Below are 16,235 nucleotides of genomic sequence, written 5' to 3'. Positions count from 1 at the left end.
GGTGGGCCGCCCTCAGGAGCGGCCCACCCGCGCCGACAGGTGCCTGCCGATGCCGGCGGCTGCCTACCGCTGTCGGCAGGCCGGGCGCCTCACTCCTCCACCTCGTCCTCGAAGTGCAGGGCGATGGACTGCAGGACGTCCGCCGACGTCACGTCGGTGCGGCCCTCGTCGTGCGCCTCTGCCAACTGTGCGAAGGAGAAGGCGAAGGCCGACGTGATCTGCTCGATGACCGGGCTCAGTTCCCGGCCCACGACCTCGGCGACCTCGATGGCGGTGGCATCGGCGGGGATCTCGATGCGCGGCAGCATCTCCTCCAGCATCGCGCCGACCGCGCCGCTGGGTTCGACCTCGCCGTCCGGGTTCTCCCGTACCTGTCTGCGCATCTCGATCGCCTCGGTCAGGATGCCGACGACTCTTTGGATGATCTCGCGCTGCTCCATGCGTGAAGCCTAGACGCAGGCGGATCACCAGGAGTTGCGGCAGTGCCGGGGGGACCTGCCGCAACCGCCGTTGTCAGTGCCCGATGGCACGATGCCCCTACCTCAACCGAGTCGGGAGCACGCATGGGCACTTGGGACGTCGGACCGTTCGACAACGACACCGCGGCGGATTTCTGCGGCGACCTCGACGACGCCCGCGCCGAGGACCGGGCGGGTCTCGTCCGTGCCGCCCTGACCGGCGCGACGTCGGCGACCGACGCGGCCGACGCGGGCCACGACGGGTATCTGGACGCCGATGTCGCGGAGACGGCCGTGGCAGCCGCCGCGCTGGTCGCCGCCCAGTGTCCCGGCGGGGAGCCCGCCGACTCCGTGTACGGGCCGGAGCAACCGATACCCGACCTCCTGTCGCTGCGCGGACCCGCGTTGCGGGCCTTGGACCGCGTGCTGTCCGAGGACTCGGAGCTGCTGGAGCTGTGGCAGGAGTCGGACGGCGAGCCGTGGCGCAGGAGCGTCGAGGCGTTGCGGGGCGTGCTGCGAACGCCCGGCATCTGACCGTCGTACTCGGCCCGGCTCACCCCCTGGTCTGCCCCCGGCCCGGACGCTCCCTGGGCGCGCACGGGCGGGGCGGCTTCTCGGCGGGCAGCGGACCTCAGCGCGCCAGAGTGGTCTCCAGCCAGCTTTGGATCTCGGCGGTGACCGGGTCGGTGAGGTCGTCGAACTCCCGGTGCTTCCCCAGGAACTTGGCCACGTACGGGCAGACGGGCACGATCCGCAGGCCCGCCGCGCGGACGTCGGTCAGCGCCTCCCGCACGAGGATCGAGGCCAGGCCCTGCCCGGCGAAGGCGTCGTCGACCTCGGTGTGGAAGAAGACGCGCTGCGGACCGCGGTCGCGGTACGCGGTGAGACCCGCGGTCTTGCCGTCGACCAGGATCTCGTAACGGTGCCTGGGGCCCACGTGTCGGACGGTGGGGGCGGAGGCGGGCTGGGTCATCGGGTGCCTTTCGGGTGGGGCGGGTTGCCGCGGGGGGTGATGGTGGCGTTCGGCAGGGCGGGGGCGGGGATGCGGTCCCCGTCGTAGCCCTCGACGTGGCCGAAGCGGTCGGAGGCGTTCTGCCACGCCTTCCTGGCCTCGACGATGTCCTCGTGGCTGCGGCCCACGAAGTTCCACCACATGACGATCTGCTCCTCGAACGGCACTCCGCCGAGCAGGACGACCCGGGCGGGCGCGTCGGTCTCGTTCGTCAGCGTCAGGGTGTCGTGACCCGCGCCGAGGAAGCCCAGCTCCGCGGCGCGCAGCGGCGTTCCGGCCATGCGGACCGTCCCCCGGTCGACGAGCAGTCCGTGCTCGAACCCGGGGTCCGTCTCCAGCGTCGCCGCCGCCCCCGGGTCGATGACGAGTTCGGCGCCGAGCAGCGGCGTGAAGGTCGGCACCGGTGAGGTCTCGCCGGCGAGGGAGCCGAGGAACACGCGGACATCCGCCCCGCCGACCCGGACGGCGTCCGGGACGTGGTGCCGGAAGTCCCGGTCGGCGTGCCGGTGCTCCTCGGGCAGCGCCACCCACAGCTGGACGCCGTGCAGGATCGTGGTGCTCGGGGTCGAGACCTCCGTGTGGCTGATGCCCGACCCGCCCGTCATCAGGTTCAGTTCGCCGGGCCGTACCAGGGCGTGGCTTCCCATGCTGTCGCGGTGCTCGATCTCTCCGCTGAACAGCCAGCTCACCGTCTGCAGGCCGGTGTGCGGATGAGGGGCGACGTCCATGCCGCCCGAGACGGCCACGTCGTCGGGGCCGTAGTGGTCGACGAAGCACCAGGCCCCGATCAGCGTCCGGGACCGCTGGGGCAGCGTGCGCCGCACGGTCATCGCCCTCGGCCCTCCCAGGGGGACGTCCCTCGCCGTCAACACCTGGACGGACGGCGCGGATGCACCGCGCTCGGCGGTACCGCTCCGCGGCTCCGCGGGAGCCATCTCTGTGTCACTCATCGCACTCTGTGTCACTCATCGCATACCCCTCGCGTATGTGGTTTTATGTTCAACAAATGCTACCGATGCCAGACGCTGCCGCCGCCGACGACGAGCGGTTCCCCCGCGGGCAACGCCCCGTGCATTTCTCGACAATACGCGGCCGCCGAACGGCTTTAACGCCCCCTGGAGACAAGCAGTTTCAGCAACGAGCAGCGAACAAGTTGGTGGATGAAATGAACCAGCCCCTCACCTCGGTCAAGTGCACGGTGGCGGCACAGCTCGGCACCCAGCGGAACACCTCGATGCCGGTGCCCGCGGAACTGCACTACGACCTGACCGACCCCTGCGCCGTACGCCTGTCCCTCGGCGCGCCGCTGACGAGCCCCGTCGACTGGGTCTTCGCCCGGGAGTTGCTCGCCCAGGGCCTGCACCTGTCGGCGGGGATCGGGGACGTGCTGGTCACCCCCCTTGGCCCGCACCGTGCGCGCCGCGTACGCATCACGCTCAGGTCAGCGACCGGGTCCGCGCTGGTCGACATCGACGCCGCCGAGGTCGACGCGTTCCTCCAGCAGTCGTTCGCCCTCGTGCCCCCGGGAGCGGAGAGCGCGCACATCGACCTCGACCGCGCCGTCGCCGCCGCGATGGGCCGCAGCGCCTGACGGCCATCCGGCGCTTCCCCCCTCTTGGCGGAGAAATTCCCGGCACGCCCCGCACGGCCGCATTGTGCGCCGTGGGATCGGCCGCATTGTGCGCGATGAGAAAAGAGCGGTGCACTCACGAGGGGGAAAAGCTTTGCGGGCCCCGCCCGTTCTGCGGAAAGGGCCCCTGCATATGAATGTGGACGCTTGAGCTCCGCGGCCCGGCCTCACCGCCGGCGCCGCGAGGGCGACCACCGAGCTGTGACGTGTGACGCGTGACCTGGAGGTTCCTCCATCACCCGGATGGTTCGGAGCCTGTATGGACGCCCGGTAAACTCCGTGCACGTGACTGTCGCGCCTGCAAAGCCCCGTATCCCGAACGTCCTCGCCGGGCGTTATGCCTCCGCCGAGCTCGCCACCCTCTGGTCTCCCGAGCAGAAGGTCAAGCTGGAGCGTCAGCTCTGGCTCGCCGTCCTGCGGGCGCAGAAGGACCTGGGGATCGAGGTGCCGGACGCCGCCCTCGCCGACTACGAGCGGGTTCTCGACGACGTCGACCTCGCCTCGATCGCCGAGCGCGAGAAGGTCACGCGCCACGACGTGAAGGCCCGCATCGAGGAGTTCAACGCGCTCGCCGGGCACGAGCAGGTCCACAAGGGCATGACCTCCCGCGACCTGACCGAGAACGTGGAGCAGCTGCAGGTACGGCTCTCCCTCGAGCTGGTGCGCGACCGTACGGTCGCGGTGCTCGCGCGCCTGGGGAAGCTGTCGGGCGAGTACGCCGAGCTGGTCATGGCCGGCCGCTCCCACAACGTCGCCGCGCAGGCGACGACCCTGGGCAAGCGCTTCGCGACCACCGCCGACGAGCTGCTCGTCGCGTACCGCCGCGTCGACGACCTGCTGCGCCGCTACCCGCTGCGCGGCATCAAGGGCCCCGTCGGCACGGCCCAGGACATGCTCGACCTGCTCGGCGGCGACGCCGACAAGCTGACCGATCTCGAGCAGCGGATCGCCGGGCACCTCGGCTTCGACCGCGCCTTCACCTCGGTCGGCCAGGTCTACCCGCGCTCCCTCGACTACGAGGTCGTCACCGCCCTGGTGCAGCTCGCCTCCGGCCCCTCGTCGCTGGCCAAGACCATCCGTCTGATGGCCGGGCACGAGCTGGTCACCGAGGGCTTCAAGCCGGGCCAGGTCGGCTCGTCCGCGATGCCGCACAAGATGAACACCCGCTCCTGCGAGCGCGTCAACGGCCTCACGGTCATTCTGCGCGGCTACGCGTCGATGACCGGCGAGCTGGCGGGCGACCAGTGGAACGAGGGCGACGTCTCCTGCTCGGTCGTACGCCGTGTCGCCCTGCCCGACGCGTTCTTCGCGCTGGACGGGTTGCTCGAGACGTTCCTGACCGTGCTCGACGAGTTCGGCGCCTTCCCGGCCGTCGTCGCTCGTGAGCTGGACCGCTACCTCCCCTTCCTCGCCACGACCAAGGTCCTGATGGCCTCGGTGCGGGCGGGCGTCGGCCGCGAGGAGGCCCACGAGGCCATCAAGGAGAACGCGGTCGCTTCCGCGCTCGCCATGCGCGAGCAGGGCGCCGAGCGCAACGAACTCCTCGACAAGCTCGCCGCGGACTCCCGTATCCCGTTGGACCGCGCGGAGCTCGACGCCCTCATGGCCGACAAGCTGTCGTTCACGGGCGCGGCGAGCGATCAGGTCGCCGCCGTCGTCGCGCAGATCGAGGCCGTGCTCAAGGAGCACCCCGACGCAGCGGCGTACGCCCCGGGTGCCATTCTCTGATCGCCCGGCCGGGCTCCGCCTAGCGTGACGCGCGGTGTTCGCCCTTGCGCGCCCTGCCCACCCGCAGCGCGACAAAGGCGAGCACCGCCAGCGCGACCACGGCGAGAACGCCCTTGGAGTACAGGCCCACCAGGTCGCTGACCTGGTGCCAGCGTGCTCCGAGGGCGTGGCCGATCAAAATGAAGACCGCGTTCCAGATGAAGCTGCCCGCGGTCGTCAGGGCGAGGAAGACGGGCAGGCGCATCCGCTCCACGCCCGCCGGGACCGAGATCATGCTGCGGAAGATCGGGATCATCCGGCCGAAGAAGACCGCCTTGGTGCCGTGCCGGGCGAACCACTTCTCCGTGCGTTCGATGTCGGCCGTCTTCACGAGCGGGAGGCGGCCCGCGATGGCCACGGTGCGGTCCCGGCCGAGCAGCGCGCCGACCGCGTAGAGCGCGAGCGCGCCGATCACGGAACCCGCCGTGGTCCAGAGCAGGACCGTGAGCAGGCCGAACTTGCCCTGGCTCGCGGCGAATCCGGCAAGCGGCAGGATCACCTCGCTGGGCAGTGGCGGGAACAGGTTCTCCAGGGCGATGGCCGCTCCGGCGCCGACGGCGCCGAACGAGTCCATCAGATCGGCGGCCCAGCCCGCGACACCGCCGACAGGGGCTTCGTTCGCGGTGGCCGTGGCGTCGTGCGCGGCAGTGAGGATCATGCACTCGACGCTACGGAACCCGTGGCGGGCGGCGGTATGAGGGCGGCCACACAGGTCGTGTGCGGGGAACCGCAGGGCAGCATTGTGGTTTTCCGCAGTCCCGGTGACGCGGCTCCTGGACTAGCGTTACCGATCATGCGTACGCATTTCCAGCGCTGGCTCAGGGTGACCGTCGGCGTCCTCGCCGGCGCCCTCACCGGCCTCGTCGAGCTGGCCTTCGCCCTGGTGGCCGGATTGTGGCTGCTCGCCACCCTCGGGCGGCGCACCGGGCGCGGCGCCGAGGCCCGGATCGTGGACGGAGCCCGGCGGCTGGCCGAGCTGGAGCGGCGGCGCATGACCGCCTTCTTCGGCACCGAGCTCGCCACGCCGCCGACCGGCCTGCCCGCCGTGAACTACATCGCGTCGCGCTGGGCGGTCGGACTGCTCGGCGGTGTCGTGCTCGGCTGCGCGCTGCTCGGGGCGGGTTACGCCTCGCTCGCGGTGTGGGGCTGGTTCGTCGCCGACATCCGCTCCCCCGGCACCCTGATCTTCTCCTCGATCGGCGGCCTCTTCCTGTTCTATCTCTGTGTGCAGGGCACGTACGGTGTCGCGCTCGCGGACGAGCGTCACGCCCGGCGGTACCTCGGCCCGAACGACGGGCAGCTCATGGAGCGCAGGATCGGCGAACTCGTCGCGAGCCGCGCCGGTGTGGTGGAGGCCGTGCACGACGAGCGGCGGCGCATCGAACGCGATCTGCACGACGGTGTCCAGCAGCGCATCGTCGCCCTCGGGATGCTGCTCGGCAGGGCCCGCCGCGCCTCCGAGCCGCAGAAGGCCGCGCGGCTCCTCGCCCAGGCGCACGAGGAGACCCAGCAGGCCCTGGTCGAACTGCGCGAGGTCGCCTGGCGCGTCTACCCCGCGACGCTCGACGAGGGCGGGCTCGCCGCCGCCCTGGAGACGGTCGCCGAGCGGGCCGCGATCCCCGTACGGCTCCACTGCGACCTGCGCGAAACCCCGCCGCCGACCGCCCACGCCGTGGCGTACTTCGTCGCCGCCGAAGCCGTCACCAACGCCGTCAAGCACTCGGGCGCCACCCTCGTCACCGTCCACGGCCAACGGCGAAGTGCCGTGCTGCACCTGCGCGTCGAGGACAACGGGCGGGGCGGCGCCGACCCGTCCGGCAGCGGTCTGCTCGGGCTCGCCCGACGCGTGGCCGCCTTGGACGGCACCCTCACCGTGCAGAGCCCCGCCGGTGGGCCCACCCTCATCACCGCGGAGCTTCCATGCGCGTAATGCTCGCCGACGACTCGACGCTGCTGCGGGAGGGCCTGGCCCGGCTCCTCGTGGACGAGGGTCACACCGTCACGGCCTCGGTCGGTGACGCGCGGGCGCTGCTCGCCGCCGTGGCCGAGGATCCGCCGGACGCCGCCGTGATCGACGTACGCATGCCGCCCACGCACACCGACGAGGGGCTGCGGGCCGCGCTCGAGATCCGCAAGGAGTGGCCCGGCACCAGCGTCCTCGTGCTGTCGCAGTACGTCGAACGCCGGTACGCGACCGAGCTGTTGACCACCGCCACCGAGGGCGTCGGCTATCTGCTCAAGGACCGGGTCGTCCAGGTCGACGAGTTCCTGGACGCCTTGGAGCGGGTCGCGTCGGGGCAGACGGCCTTCGACCCGGAGGTCGTGCGGCAGTTGCTGACCCTCAGCAGTCACACCGACCCGCTCCGGCGCCTGACCCCGCGCGAGCGCGAGGTCCTCGGCAAGATGGCGCAGGGGCACACGAACGCGGCGATCGCCGGGCAGTTGCACGTCTCGCAGAGTGCCGTCGAGAAGTACATCAACGCGATCTTCGACAAGCTGGAGCTGACCGGCACGACCGGTTACAGCCGCCGTGTGCTGGCCGTCCTGCGCTATCTCGGTTCCTGAACCGGCCTCCCCCTAGAGGCCCACGTCCCTGCTGCGGAAGTCGTCGAGCGACTCCCGCCGCACCAGGAGCCGCGCGTGCCCGTCGGCGACAGCCACCACGGGCGGGCGCCCGACGAGGTTGTAGCCGGACGCCATGGACAGGTGGTAGGCCCCGGCGACCGGCACGCCCAGGAGGTCTCCCGGCCTGACGTCGCCGGGCAGTTCGATGCCGGCGGCGAGCACGTCGCCCGCCTCGCAGTGCCGCCCGACGACGGTCACCGGCGCCGACGCGGCCGTGGAGTGTCTGCCGATCAGGCGCGGCGCGTACCGCACGCCGTACAGCGCGGGCCGGGGGTTGTCGCTCATCCCGCCGTCCACGGCGACGAAGGTGCTCGCGCCGGTCCGCTTGACGGCGAGCACGCGGTAGAGGACCACTCCGGCGGGGCCCGCGATGGCGCGCCCCGGTTCGATGAGCAGCTTGGGCACGGTGAGTCCGGCCGCCGCGCAGCTCCCGTCGAGTTCGGCGCGCACCCTGCGGGCGAGGGCGGTGATGTCGAGTGCTTCCTCGCCGGGGCGGTAGGCGATGCCGTGGCCGCCGCCGAGGTCCAGTTCGGGGAGGGTGACGCCGTGCTGCTCCTTGACGCGGGCCATCAGGCCGACCAGGCGGCGTACGGCAGCAAGGAACGGTTTCTCGGTGGTGATCTGCGAGCCCAAGTGGCAGTGCAGGCCGGTCAGTTCGAGCCCTGTCTGGCCGAGGATGCGGGCGATGGCGTGCTGCGCGGACCCGTCGGTGATCGACAGACCGAACTTCTGGTCGTCGGTCCCGGTGCGGATCTTGGCGTGGCCGCCCGCCGCGATGCCGGGCACCACCCGGACCAGCACTTTCTGGCGGCTGCCCGGCGGCACGGCGGCGGCAAGGCGCGCGATCTCGGAGGCGCTGTCGATGACGATGCGCCCGACGCCGAGCCGCAGCGCGGCCTCCAGGTCGTGCGGGCTCTTGGCGTTGCCGTGCAGCACGATGCGCTCGGCGGGGAAACCCGTGGTGACGGCGAGCTCCAGTTCCCCGGCGGAACAGACGTCGAGTCCGAGTCCTTCTTCCGCCACCCAGTGGGCCATGGCGCGGCACAGGAACGCCTTGGCCGCGTAGTGCACTTCGGCGTCGGGGAAGGCGTGCAGGTAGGTGCGGCACCGCGTTCGTACGTCGGCTTCGTCGAGGAGGTACGCCGGGGTGCCGAAACGCCCGGCGACATCGATGAGCGGTACGCCGCCGACGGCGAGGTCACCGTGGGGCAGCCGTGTGGTGGACGCGGGCCAGACGGACAGGTCGTCATCGGCGGTGGCGCCGGGGGTCAGGGGGTCGTACAGGGTGGTCATGGGCAGTCTCTCCTCGCCTCGTCCTCGTTGCGCATGCCGCTTCCTCGCCGTGTCCGCGTGCTCAGCCGATCCAGGCGGTCAGGGCGCCGGCCGGAGCGGCGGCTCCCGTGACGCGCGGCGCGCCGACCGCCTGGGGGTCCCACTCGCGCCAGGCGGGAGTGCGTCGGCCGGGCCCGCCGACGGGGTGCGCGGCGAGCCGTGGGTCGACGGTGACCTCGCGGATGCCGAGCGGCTCGGTGAGGGTGCGCAGCGCGGGCTCCGAGAGCCTGATCCAGGCCTGGCGGGCGCCGAGGGCCGCACTGAGCCGCTGGGGCGTGGTGAAGGCGACGGCTGTGCGGCCGCCCACGGGGGTGCGGAACAGGCGGGCGACGCAGCCCGCGGGTCCCGGCCGGACGGGGACGAAGAGCGGTCCGGCCGGGCCGGGTTCGGAGGGCTCGGGGTCCTCGCCGCACTGGGGCTCTGTCATGGGGTTCCTCCTTGCGGATCCTGGTGGTCGAGGATCCTGCTGCTGTGAACTTTCGCCCCGGGGCCGGACGACGACCCGGGGGCATGTGGTGACGCTATGCCCGGCACCGGATGCCGACCGAGCCTTCATGACGGGACGTTGACGGAGGGGGGACCCGCGTTGACGAGGGCTTGACGCCCCACCGCGCGTCGCCGGTGTCCGCACATCTGTCGGGGAGGGCCCGCTCCGCCGCGGGGCGACCGCGTTGCTCCGGCTCCCGCAGCGCACCGACCGCGACACGGCCCGGAGGAGCCTTCAGGGCCTCTGGCCTGGAATGACTCCGGAGCGGGCGCGGAAGGGCCCGGGCCGCGCCCCGCCGTAGCCGCCCGCTCGTTTGAGATCAAGAGAGTGCGGGAGAGGCCAAGGTCACAGCCCTGGACGGCACCGAGTGCCATGGGTTCCGCCCTAGCATCATGCCCATGACGGTCCTGCCTGACGACGGGCTTTCCCTGGCCGCCGAGTTCCCTGATGCGACCCATGAGCAGTGGCAGCGCCTGGTGGAAGGCGTGCTGCGCAAATCGGGTAAGGACGTATCGGGGCCGGCCGCCGAGGAAGCGCTGTCCACCGCACTCGAGGACGGGCTCAGCACCCGCCCCCTTTACACCACCCGAGAAGCCGCGCCTGACGCCGGTTACCCGGGTTTCGCCCCCTTTGTCAGGGGCGGTACCGCCGCGGGCAGTGCCGCGGCCGGCTGGGACGTACGCCAGCGGCACGCTGCCACGGACCCCGCGGCCTCGAACGAGACCGTGCTCGCGGACCTGGAGAACGGCGTCACCTCGCTGTGGCTCGGTGTCGGCCCCGGCGCCCTGCCGGTGTCCGGGATCGAGCGCGCCTTGGACGGCGTCTTCCTCGACCTTGCACCGGTCGCCCTGGACGCGGGCGCCGAATTCGAGCCCGCGGCGCGCGAGTTGTTCCGCCTGTACGAGGAGCGGGGCATCCCCAAGGACTCCGCGGGCGGCACGCTCGGCGCGGACCCCCTCGGCCACGAGGCCCGCACCGGTGAGCGCCTCGACCCGTCGGCCGCGCTCGAACTGGCCCGGCTGTGCGGGCAGGAGTACCCGAACCTCCGCGCGCTGACCGTCGACGCCCTGCCGTACCACGAGGCGGGCGGTTCGGCGGGGCAGGAGTTGGGCGCATCCCTCGCCACGGCGGTCGCCTACCTGCGCGAGCTGACCGAGGCGGGGCTCACGGTCGAGGCGGCCTGCGCCCAGCTGGAGTTCCGGTACGCGGCCACCGCCGATCAGTTCCTGACCATCGCGAAGCTGCGGGCGGCCCGGCGGCTCTGGGCCCGCGTGGCCGAGGTGTGCGGCGCGCCGGACGCGGGTGCGCAGCGCCAGCACGCCGTGACCTCGCCGGTGATGATGTCGCGCCGCGATCCGTGGGTGAACATGCTGCGCACGACGGTGGCGTGCCTCGGCGCGGGTGTCGGCGGCGCCGACTCGGTGACCGTGCTGCCCTTCGACCACTCGCTCGGCCTGCCGGACGCGTTCGCGCGCCGCATCGCCCGCAACACGTCGACGATCCTCCTGGAGGAGTCGCACCTCGCCAAGGTGATCGACCCGGCGGGCGGCTCCTGGTACGTGGAGCGGCTCACCGATGAACTGGCTCACGCGGGCTGGGAGTTCTTCCAGGAGATCGAGCGCGCGGGCGGCCAGGCCGCGGCCCTGCGCTCCGGCATGATCGGCGAGCGCCTCGCCGCCACCTGGGCCAAGCGCAGCGAGAAGCTGGCGAAGCGGCGCGAACCGATCACCGGTGTCAGCGAGTTCCCGAACCTTTCGGAGCGTGCGGTCGAGCGCGAGGCCCCGCCCGCCGGGGTGTCCGGCGGTCTGCCGCGCGTCCGCCGCGACGAGGCGTACGAGGTCCTGCGCTCCCGCTCGGACGCGCACCTCGCCTCGACGGGGACCCGGCCCCGGGTGTTCCTCGCCGCGCTCGGCCCCGCCGCCGCGCACACGGCGCGGGCCTCGTTCGCGTCGAACCTCTTCCAGGCGGGCGGCATCGAAGCCGTGCACGAGCCGGTCACGGTGGACGCGACGACGGCCGCCGAGGCGTTCAAGGCCAGCGGTGCCACGGTTGCGTGCCTCTGCTCCAGCGACGCGCTGTACGAGGAGCAGGCCGACGAGGTCGCCGAGGCGCTCAAGTCGGCGGGCGCGCGGCGGGTGTTCCTCGCCGGACGGCCCGCCGAGCGTCCCGGCGTCGACGCGTACGTCTTCGCGGGCTGTGACGCCGTGTCCGTGCTCTCCTCCACCCTCGACCACATGGGAGTGGCGTAATGGCGATCCCCGACTTCTCCGGCGTCGGCCTGACGTCCGAAGCCGCCTCTGACGTCTCCAAGGACCAGTGGCGCAGCGCCGTCAAGGAGTCCACCGGCAAGGCCGACGACGACCTCCTGTGGGAGACGCCCGAAGGCATCGCGGTCAAGCCGCTCTACACGGGCGCCGACCTCGAAGGCCTCGACTTCCTGGAGACGTACCCCGGTGTCGCGCCGTATCTGCGCGGCCCGTACCCGACGATGTACGTCAACCAGCCCTGGACGATCCGCCAGTACGCGGGATTCTCCACCGCCGAGGAGTCCAACGCCTTCTACCGCCGCAACCTCGCGGCCGGTCAGAAGGGCCTCTCGGTCGCCTTCGACCTGCCGACGCACCGCGGTTACGACAGTGACCACCCGCGGGTGACGGGTGACGTCGGCATGGCGGGCGTGGCGATCGACTCGATCTATGACATGCGTCAGCTCTTCGACGGCATCCCGCTGGACAAGATGACGGTGTCGATGACGATGAACGGGGCCGTGCTCCCCGTCCTTGCCCTCTACATCGTGGCCGCCGAGGAGCAGGGCGTACCGCCCGAGAAGCTGGCCGGGACCATCCAGAACGACATCCTCAAAGAGTTCATGGTCCGCAACACCTACATCTATCCGCCCAAGCCCTCGATGCGGATCATCTCCGACATCTTCGCGTACACCTCGCAGAAGATGCCGCGCTACAACTCCATCTCGATCTCCGGGTATCACATCCAGGAGGCGGGTGCGACGGCCGACCTGGAGCTCGCGTACACCCTCGCCGACGGCGTGGAGTATCTGCGGGCCGGGCAGGAGGCGGGCCTGGACGTCGACGCGTTCGCGCCGCGGCTCTCCTTCTTCTGGGCGATCGGCATGAACTTCTTCATGGAGGTCGCCAAGCTCCGCGCGGCGCGCCTCCTCTGGGCGAAGCTGGTCAAGCAGTTCGACCCGAAGAACGCCAAGTCCCTTTCGCTGCGCACCCATTCGCAGACCTCGGGCTGGTCGCTCACCGCGCAGGACGTGTTCAACAACGTCACGCGTACGTGTGTCGAGGCGATGGCGGCGACGCAGGGCCACACCCAGTCGCTGCACACGAACGCCCTCGACGAGGCGCTCGCCCTGCCGACCGACTTCTCCGCGCGCATCGCCCGCAACACCCAGCTGCTCATCCAGCAGGAGTCGGGCACGACGCGGACGATCGACCCGTGGGGCGGCAGCGCGTACGTCGAGAAGCTGACGCACGACCTGGCGCGCCGCGCCTGGCAGCACATCGAGGAGGTCGAGGCGGCGGGCGGCATGGCGCAGGCCATCGACGCGGGCATCCCGAAGCTGCGCGTCGAGGAGGCCGCGGCCCGCACGCAGGCGCGCATCGACTCGGGGCGTCAGCCGGTCATCGGCGTGAACAAGTACCGCGTGGAGACCGACGAGCAGATCGACGTCCGTGCCGTCGACAACTCGTCCGTGCGCAACCAGCAGATCGCCAAGCTGAAGCGACTGCGCGAGGAGCGCGACGAGGCGGCCTGCCAGGACGCGCTGCGTGCGCTGACGGCGGCGGCCGAGCGGGACCCGGGCCCGGGCCTCGAGGGCAACCTGCTGGCCCTGGCGGTCGACGCGGCCCGCGCGAAGGCCACGGTCGGCGAGATCTCCGACGCTTTGGAGACCTCGTACGGGCGGCACGCGGGGCAGATCCGTACGATCTCCGGTGTGTACCGCACCGAAGCAGGCTCGTCCCCGTCCGTGGAGCGCACCCGTACGCTCGTCGGGTCCTTCGAGGAGGCCGAGGGTCGCCGGCCGCGCATCCTGGTCGCCAAGATGGGCCAGGACGGCCACGACCGCGGGCAGAAGGTCATCGCCACCGCCTTCGCCGACCTCGGCTTCGACGTGGACGTCGGCCCGCTCTTCCAGACCCCGGCGGAGGTCGCGCGCCAGGCCGTCGAGGCGGACGTGCACATCGTCGGCGTCTCGTCGCTCGCCGCGGGGCACCTGACCCTCGTACCGGCGCTGCGTGCGGAGCTGGCCGCCGAGGGACGCGAGGACATCATGATCGTCGTGGGCGGTGTGATCCCGCCGCAGGACGTGCCGACGCTCCTGGAGATGGGCGCGGCGGCCGTCTTCCCGCCCGGCACGGTGATCCCGGACGCCGCGTACGACCTGGTGAAGCGGCTGGCGGCCGACCTCGGCCACGAGCTGTGAGCATGGCGGCGCCGCGGATCGACATCGACGCGTACGTCAAGGGCGTGCTGGACGGGAAGCGGGCGCAGATCGCACGCGCCATCACGCTCGTCGAGTCGACCCGGCCCCAACACCGGGCGCTCGCACAGGAGTTGCTGACCCAGTTGCTTCCGCACAGCGGGCGGGCGCGGCGGATCGGCATCAGCGGGGTGCCCGGTGTGGGCAAGTCGACGTTCATCGACGCGCTCGGCACGATGCTGACCGGGCTCGGGCACCGGGTCGCGGTCCTCGCTGTCGACCCGTCGTCGACCCGGACCGGGGGCTCGATCCTCGGCGACAAGACGAGGATGGAACGCCTCGCGGTGGATCCGGCGGCGTTCGTCCGCCCCTCCCCCACGGCGGGGACGCTCGGCGGGGTCGCGAAGGCGACGCGCGAGTCCATCGTGGTGATGGAGGCGGCGGGGTACGACGTGGTGCTCGTGGAGACGGTGGGCGTGGGCCAGTCGGAGACGGCGGTCGCGAACATGGTGGACTCGTTCCTGCTGCTCAGCCTGGCGCGCACCGGCGACCAGCTGCAGGGCATCAAGAAGGGCGTCCTGGAGCTCGCGGACGTCCTCGCCATCAACAAGGCCGACGGCCCGCACGAGCGTGACGCGCGCTCGGCGGCGCGTGAACTGGCGGGCGCTCTGAGGCTCATGCACCCTGCCGACGCCGCCTGGACGCCGCCGGTGCTGAGCTGCAGCGCCCGGGAGTCCAGCGGCCTCGACGAGGTCTGGGACCGCCTGGAGCAGCACCGTACACTTCTCGACGCGACGGGCCGCCTCGCCGCCAAGCGACGCGATCAGCAGGTCGACTGGACGTGGACGATGGTGCGGGACGAACTCCTGGACCGGCTGCGGGGGCATGCGCGGGTACGGGACCTCGCCCCTGACCTCGAACAGCGGGTACGCGAGGGCACGTTGACGGCCACGACCGCGGCCGAGCGGATTCTGGAGGCGTTTCAGGCAAGCGAGGGCAGTGTGGAGTGAACCCCCGAACCCCCCAACCCCTCACCCCCCGAACCCCCGAGCCCCCGAACCCCTGACGAAAGTAGGGGGTCGCTCCACACCTTCGTAGCTACCGGAGGCTCTCCGCGGTTCATAGTCTCCGGTGCATGATCAGAATCCGCGCACGGCGCAAGGCCGTCACCGCTCTGTTGACCCTCTCCCTCCTCACCCCCGCTGTCGCGGCCTGCGCCGAGGACGGCGGCAGCTCGTCGTCCGCGAGGCGCGCTTCCTCCTCGGCGACGGAAGCCACGGGGCTCTCCCTGCCGCGCCCTTCCGGGCCCCACGAGATCGGACGGGACACCCTCCACCTCGTGGACGACAAGCGCCGCGACCCGTGGGTGCCATCGGCGGGGCCGCGAGAGCTGATGGTGTCCGTCTTCTATCCGGCCCGGAAGGACGCAGGAGACGGCGGTCGTGCTCCGTATCTGGCGACCAAGGAAGCCGAACTGCTCCTGAAGGGGCAGAAGCTGGACAAGCTGTACGAGGCCGAGCAGCTGGCCTCCGTACGCACCAACGCCCGCTCCGACGCCCGCCCCGCCAAAGGCAGGCACCCGCTGATCGTCCTCTCCCCCGGTTTCACTCTGCACCGCGCCACCCTCAGCACTCTCGCGGAGACGCTGGCTTCCCACGGTTACGTCGTCGCCCTCGTCGACCACGCGTACGAGGCCTTCGGAACGGAGTTCCCGGGCAAGGGCGGCTCCTCGCGCCTGCGCACCTGTGTCGCCTGCAAGAAGGTGGAGCAGGCACCGAACGGCGACGCCGGGGAGAAGGAGATGCTGGCCAAGGCCGCGCGGAACCGGGCGGCCGACATCTCTTTCACCATCGACGAGTTGACCGGCCGGTCCCGGCCCGGCGAGGGGCGGCGCACCGACTACGCGGCGCTCATCGACACCCGGCGGATCGGCGCGGCCGGGCACTCGCTCGGCGGCAACGCGGCAGCCGTGGCCGCAGGAACGGACCCCCGCGTGCGCGCCGCCACCAACCTGGACGGCACGTTCTTCGCCCCCGTCCCGCCGGCCGGTACCGGCCGTCCCGTCCTCATGCTCGGCACCCGCAAGGACCACAACCCCTCCGCCGAAGACGCCACTTGGCCCCGCCAGTGGGACCGCCTGCACGGCTGGAAGCGCTGGCTCACGGTCGCGGACTCCGGGCACCTCACCTTCACCGACCTGCCGATTCTCGGCGGTCAGCTCAACAGGACCGACCCATCGGCCCCGCTCTCCGGCAAGCGATCGGGAGAGATCACCACCGGCTACGTGACGGCCTTCTTCGACCAGCACCTCCGCGACCGGCCAAGCCCGCTCCTGAACGGCCCCTCGAAGGCCAACCCAGAGGTCGCCTTCCACACGCCCTGACGCCGGAGGGGGGCGCGGTCAGGCGTCCGGCGAAGCCAGGACGTAGATTCGATCTGTGCGGGCGCAGTCCCTCATGTGCCGGCCGGTCGAATCA

At 71.7% G+C, this 16,235-nt stretch carries 15 protein-coding genes; 9 read left to right on the top strand and 6 right to left on the bottom strand.

The genetic code is table 11. The annotated features are described in order from the left end of the window. Positions 1-89: 89 nt before the first annotated feature. On the bottom strand, positions 90-440 hold the full coding sequence (locus ACWGIH_RS29015; protein ID WP_363206557.1) for a hypothetical protein: 351 nt from the start codon (positions 438-440) through the stop codon (positions 90-92). A 123-nt stretch (positions 441-563) separates the two neighbouring features. Between ACWGIH_RS29015 and ACWGIH_RS29010 the strand changes: the two genes are divergently transcribed. Then, a complete protein-coding gene (locus tag ACWGIH_RS29010; RefSeq protein ID WP_453451154.1) occupies positions 564-992 on the top strand; it encodes a DUF4259 domain-containing protein in 429 nt (142 codons plus the stop codon). A gap of 97 nt (positions 993-1,089) precedes the next feature. On the opposite strand, the gene ACWGIH_RS29005 is transcribed toward ACWGIH_RS29010, so the two are convergent. Together ACWGIH_RS29005 and ACWGIH_RS29000 are read right to left on the bottom strand one after the other, a co-directional pair. Then, on the bottom strand, positions 1,090-1,431 hold the full coding sequence (locus ACWGIH_RS29005; protein WP_453451153.1) for a GNAT family N-acetyltransferase: 342 nt from the start codon (positions 1,429-1,431) through the stop codon (positions 1,090-1,092). Further along, the gene (locus tag ACWGIH_RS29000; RefSeq protein ID WP_453451152.1) at positions 1,428-2,420 is read right to left on the bottom strand and encodes a pirin family protein; all 993 of its coding nucleotides are present in this window, start codon (positions 2,418-2,420) and stop codon (positions 1,428-1,430) included. Before ACWGIH_RS29000 ends, ACWGIH_RS29005 begins: the two co-directional genes overlap by 4 nt. A 215-nt stretch (positions 2,421-2,635) precedes the next feature. On the opposite strand from ACWGIH_RS29000, the gene ACWGIH_RS28995 reads away from it, so the two are divergent. Then, complete coding sequence (locus ACWGIH_RS28995; protein WP_453451151.1) at positions 2,636-3,061, top strand: SsgA family sporulation/cell division regulator; 426 nt, start codon at positions 2,636-2,638, stop codon at positions 3,059-3,061. A gap of 324 nt (positions 3,062-3,385) precedes the next feature. Continuing rightward, the gene (gene purB / locus ACWGIH_RS28990; RefSeq protein WP_453451150.1) at positions 3,386-4,828 is read left to right on the top strand and encodes an adenylosuccinate lyase; all 1,443 of its coding nucleotides are present in this window, start codon (positions 3,386-3,388) and stop codon (positions 4,826-4,828) included. A 19-nt stretch (positions 4,829-4,847) separates the two neighbouring features. Here the strand turns inward: purB and ACWGIH_RS28985 are convergent, their stop codons facing one another. Further along, entirely contained in the window at positions 4,848-5,525 is a 678-nt protein-coding gene (locus ACWGIH_RS28985; RefSeq protein WP_453451149.1) for a DedA family protein, read from the bottom strand. A 135-nt stretch (positions 5,526-5,660) separates the two neighbouring features. Here ACWGIH_RS28985 and ACWGIH_RS28980 point away from each other — a divergent pair, with 135 nt between their 5' ends. Next, positions 5,661-6,797, top strand: a complete 1,137-nt coding sequence (locus tag ACWGIH_RS28980; protein ID WP_453451148.1) for a sensor histidine kinase — start codon at positions 5,661-5,663, stop codon at positions 6,795-6,797. Then, on the top strand, positions 6,797-7,432 hold the full coding sequence (locus ACWGIH_RS28975; protein WP_453451158.1) for a response regulator transcription factor: 636 nt from the start codon (positions 6,797-6,799) through the stop codon (positions 7,430-7,432). Before ACWGIH_RS28980 ends, ACWGIH_RS28975 begins: the two co-directional genes overlap by 1 nt. Before the next feature lie 12 nt (positions 7,433-7,444). Here ACWGIH_RS28975 and lysA read toward each other — a convergent pair whose 3' ends face one another. Both lysA and ACWGIH_RS28965 read right to left on the bottom strand, forming a co-directional pair. Continuing rightward, entirely contained in the window at positions 7,445-8,785 is a 1,341-nt protein-coding gene (gene lysA, locus ACWGIH_RS28970) for a diaminopimelate decarboxylase (protein ID WP_453451147.1), read from the bottom strand. A gap of 61 nt (positions 8,786-8,846) precedes the next feature. Continuing rightward, positions 8,847-9,251, bottom strand: a complete 405-nt coding sequence (locus tag ACWGIH_RS28965) for an SAV_915 family protein (RefSeq protein ID WP_453451146.1) — start codon at positions 9,249-9,251, stop codon at positions 8,847-8,849. A 458-nt stretch (positions 9,252-9,709) separates the two neighbouring features. Between ACWGIH_RS28965 and mutA the strand changes: the two genes are divergently transcribed. The 4 genes from mutA to ACWGIH_RS28945 all read left to right on the top strand — a co-directional run bounded on the left by mutA (position 9,710) and on the right by ACWGIH_RS28945 (position 16,141). Then, positions 9,710-11,560: a methylmalonyl-CoA mutase small subunit gene (gene mutA / locus ACWGIH_RS28960; RefSeq protein WP_453451145.1), complete on the top strand. Its 1,851-nt coding sequence runs from the start codon at positions 9,710-9,712 to the stop codon at positions 11,558-11,560. Then, positions 11,560-13,761, top strand: a complete 2,202-nt coding sequence (gene scpA, locus ACWGIH_RS28955; RefSeq protein ID WP_453451144.1) for a methylmalonyl-CoA mutase — start codon at positions 11,560-11,562, stop codon at positions 13,759-13,761. Before mutA ends, scpA begins: the two co-directional genes overlap by 1 nt. A 2-nt stretch (positions 13,762-13,763) precedes the next feature. After that, a complete protein-coding gene (gene meaB / locus ACWGIH_RS28950) occupies positions 13,764-14,768 on the top strand; it encodes a methylmalonyl Co-A mutase-associated GTPase MeaB (RefSeq protein ID WP_453451143.1) in 1,005 nt (334 codons plus the stop codon). A gap of 125 nt (positions 14,769-14,893) precedes the next feature. Beyond that, on the top strand, positions 14,894-16,141 hold the full coding sequence (locus tag ACWGIH_RS28945; RefSeq protein WP_453451142.1) for an alpha/beta hydrolase family protein: 1,248 nt from the start codon (positions 14,894-14,896) through the stop codon (positions 16,139-16,141). Positions 16,142-16,235 lie beyond the last annotated feature (94 nt).

It is taken from the genome of Streptomyces sp. NPDC054872 (assembly GCF_053610705.1).
This window is presented reverse-complemented; position numbering and strand designations above follow the sequence as displayed.

What these genes read in the sequence shown, in the direction of transcription:
- ACWGIH_RS28975 (WP_453451158.1), top strand. Translation starts at nt 6,797, where the DNA reads ATGCTCGCCGACGACTCGACGCTGCTGCGGGAGGGCCTGGCCCGGCTC.
- lysA (WP_453451147.1), bottom strand. Translation starts at nt 8,785, where the DNA reads ATGACCACCCTGTACGACCCCCTGACCCCCGGCGCCACCGCCGATGAC.
- ACWGIH_RS28980 (WP_453451148.1), top strand. Translation starts at nt 5,661, where the DNA reads ATGCGTACGCATTTCCAGCGCTGGCTCAGGGTGACCGTCGGCGTCCTC.
- ACWGIH_RS28995 (WP_453451151.1), top strand. Translation starts at nt 2,636, where the DNA reads ATGAACCAGCCCCTCACCTCGGTCAAGTGCACGGTGGCGGCACAGCTC.
- ACWGIH_RS29000 (WP_453451152.1), bottom strand. Translation starts at nt 2,420, where the DNA reads ATGAGTGACACAGAGATGGCTCCCGCGGAGCCGCGGAGCGGTACCGCC.
- ACWGIH_RS28985 (WP_453451149.1), bottom strand. Translation starts at nt 5,525, where the DNA reads ATGATCCTCACTGCCGCGCACGACGCCACGGCCACCGCGAACGAAGCC.
- ACWGIH_RS29010 (WP_453451154.1), top strand. Translation starts at nt 564, where the DNA reads ATGGGCACTTGGGACGTCGGACCGTTCGACAACGACACCGCGGCGGAT.
- meaB (WP_453451143.1), top strand. Translation starts at nt 13,764, where the DNA reads ATGGCGGCGCCGCGGATCGACATCGACGCGTACGTCAAGGGCGTGCTG.
- ACWGIH_RS28965 (WP_453451146.1), bottom strand. Translation starts at nt 9,251, where the DNA reads ATGACAGAGCCCCAGTGCGGCGAGGACCCCGAGCCCTCCGAACCCGGC.
- scpA (WP_453451144.1), top strand. Translation starts at nt 11,560, where the DNA reads ATGGCGATCCCCGACTTCTCCGGCGTCGGCCTGACGTCCGAAGCCGCC.
- ACWGIH_RS29005 (WP_453451153.1), bottom strand. Translation starts at nt 1,431, where the DNA reads ATGACCCAGCCCGCCTCCGCCCCCACCGTCCGACACGTGGGCCCCAGG.
- ACWGIH_RS29015 (WP_363206557.1), bottom strand. Translation starts at nt 440, where the DNA reads ATGGAGCAGCGCGAGATCATCCAAAGAGTCGTCGGCATCCTGACCGAG.
- ACWGIH_RS28945 (WP_453451142.1), top strand. Translation starts at nt 14,894, where the DNA reads ATGATCAGAATCCGCGCACGGCGCAAGGCCGTCACCGCTCTGTTGACC.
- mutA (WP_453451145.1), top strand. Translation starts at nt 9,710, where the DNA reads ATGACGGTCCTGCCTGACGACGGGCTTTCCCTGGCCGCCGAGTTCCCT.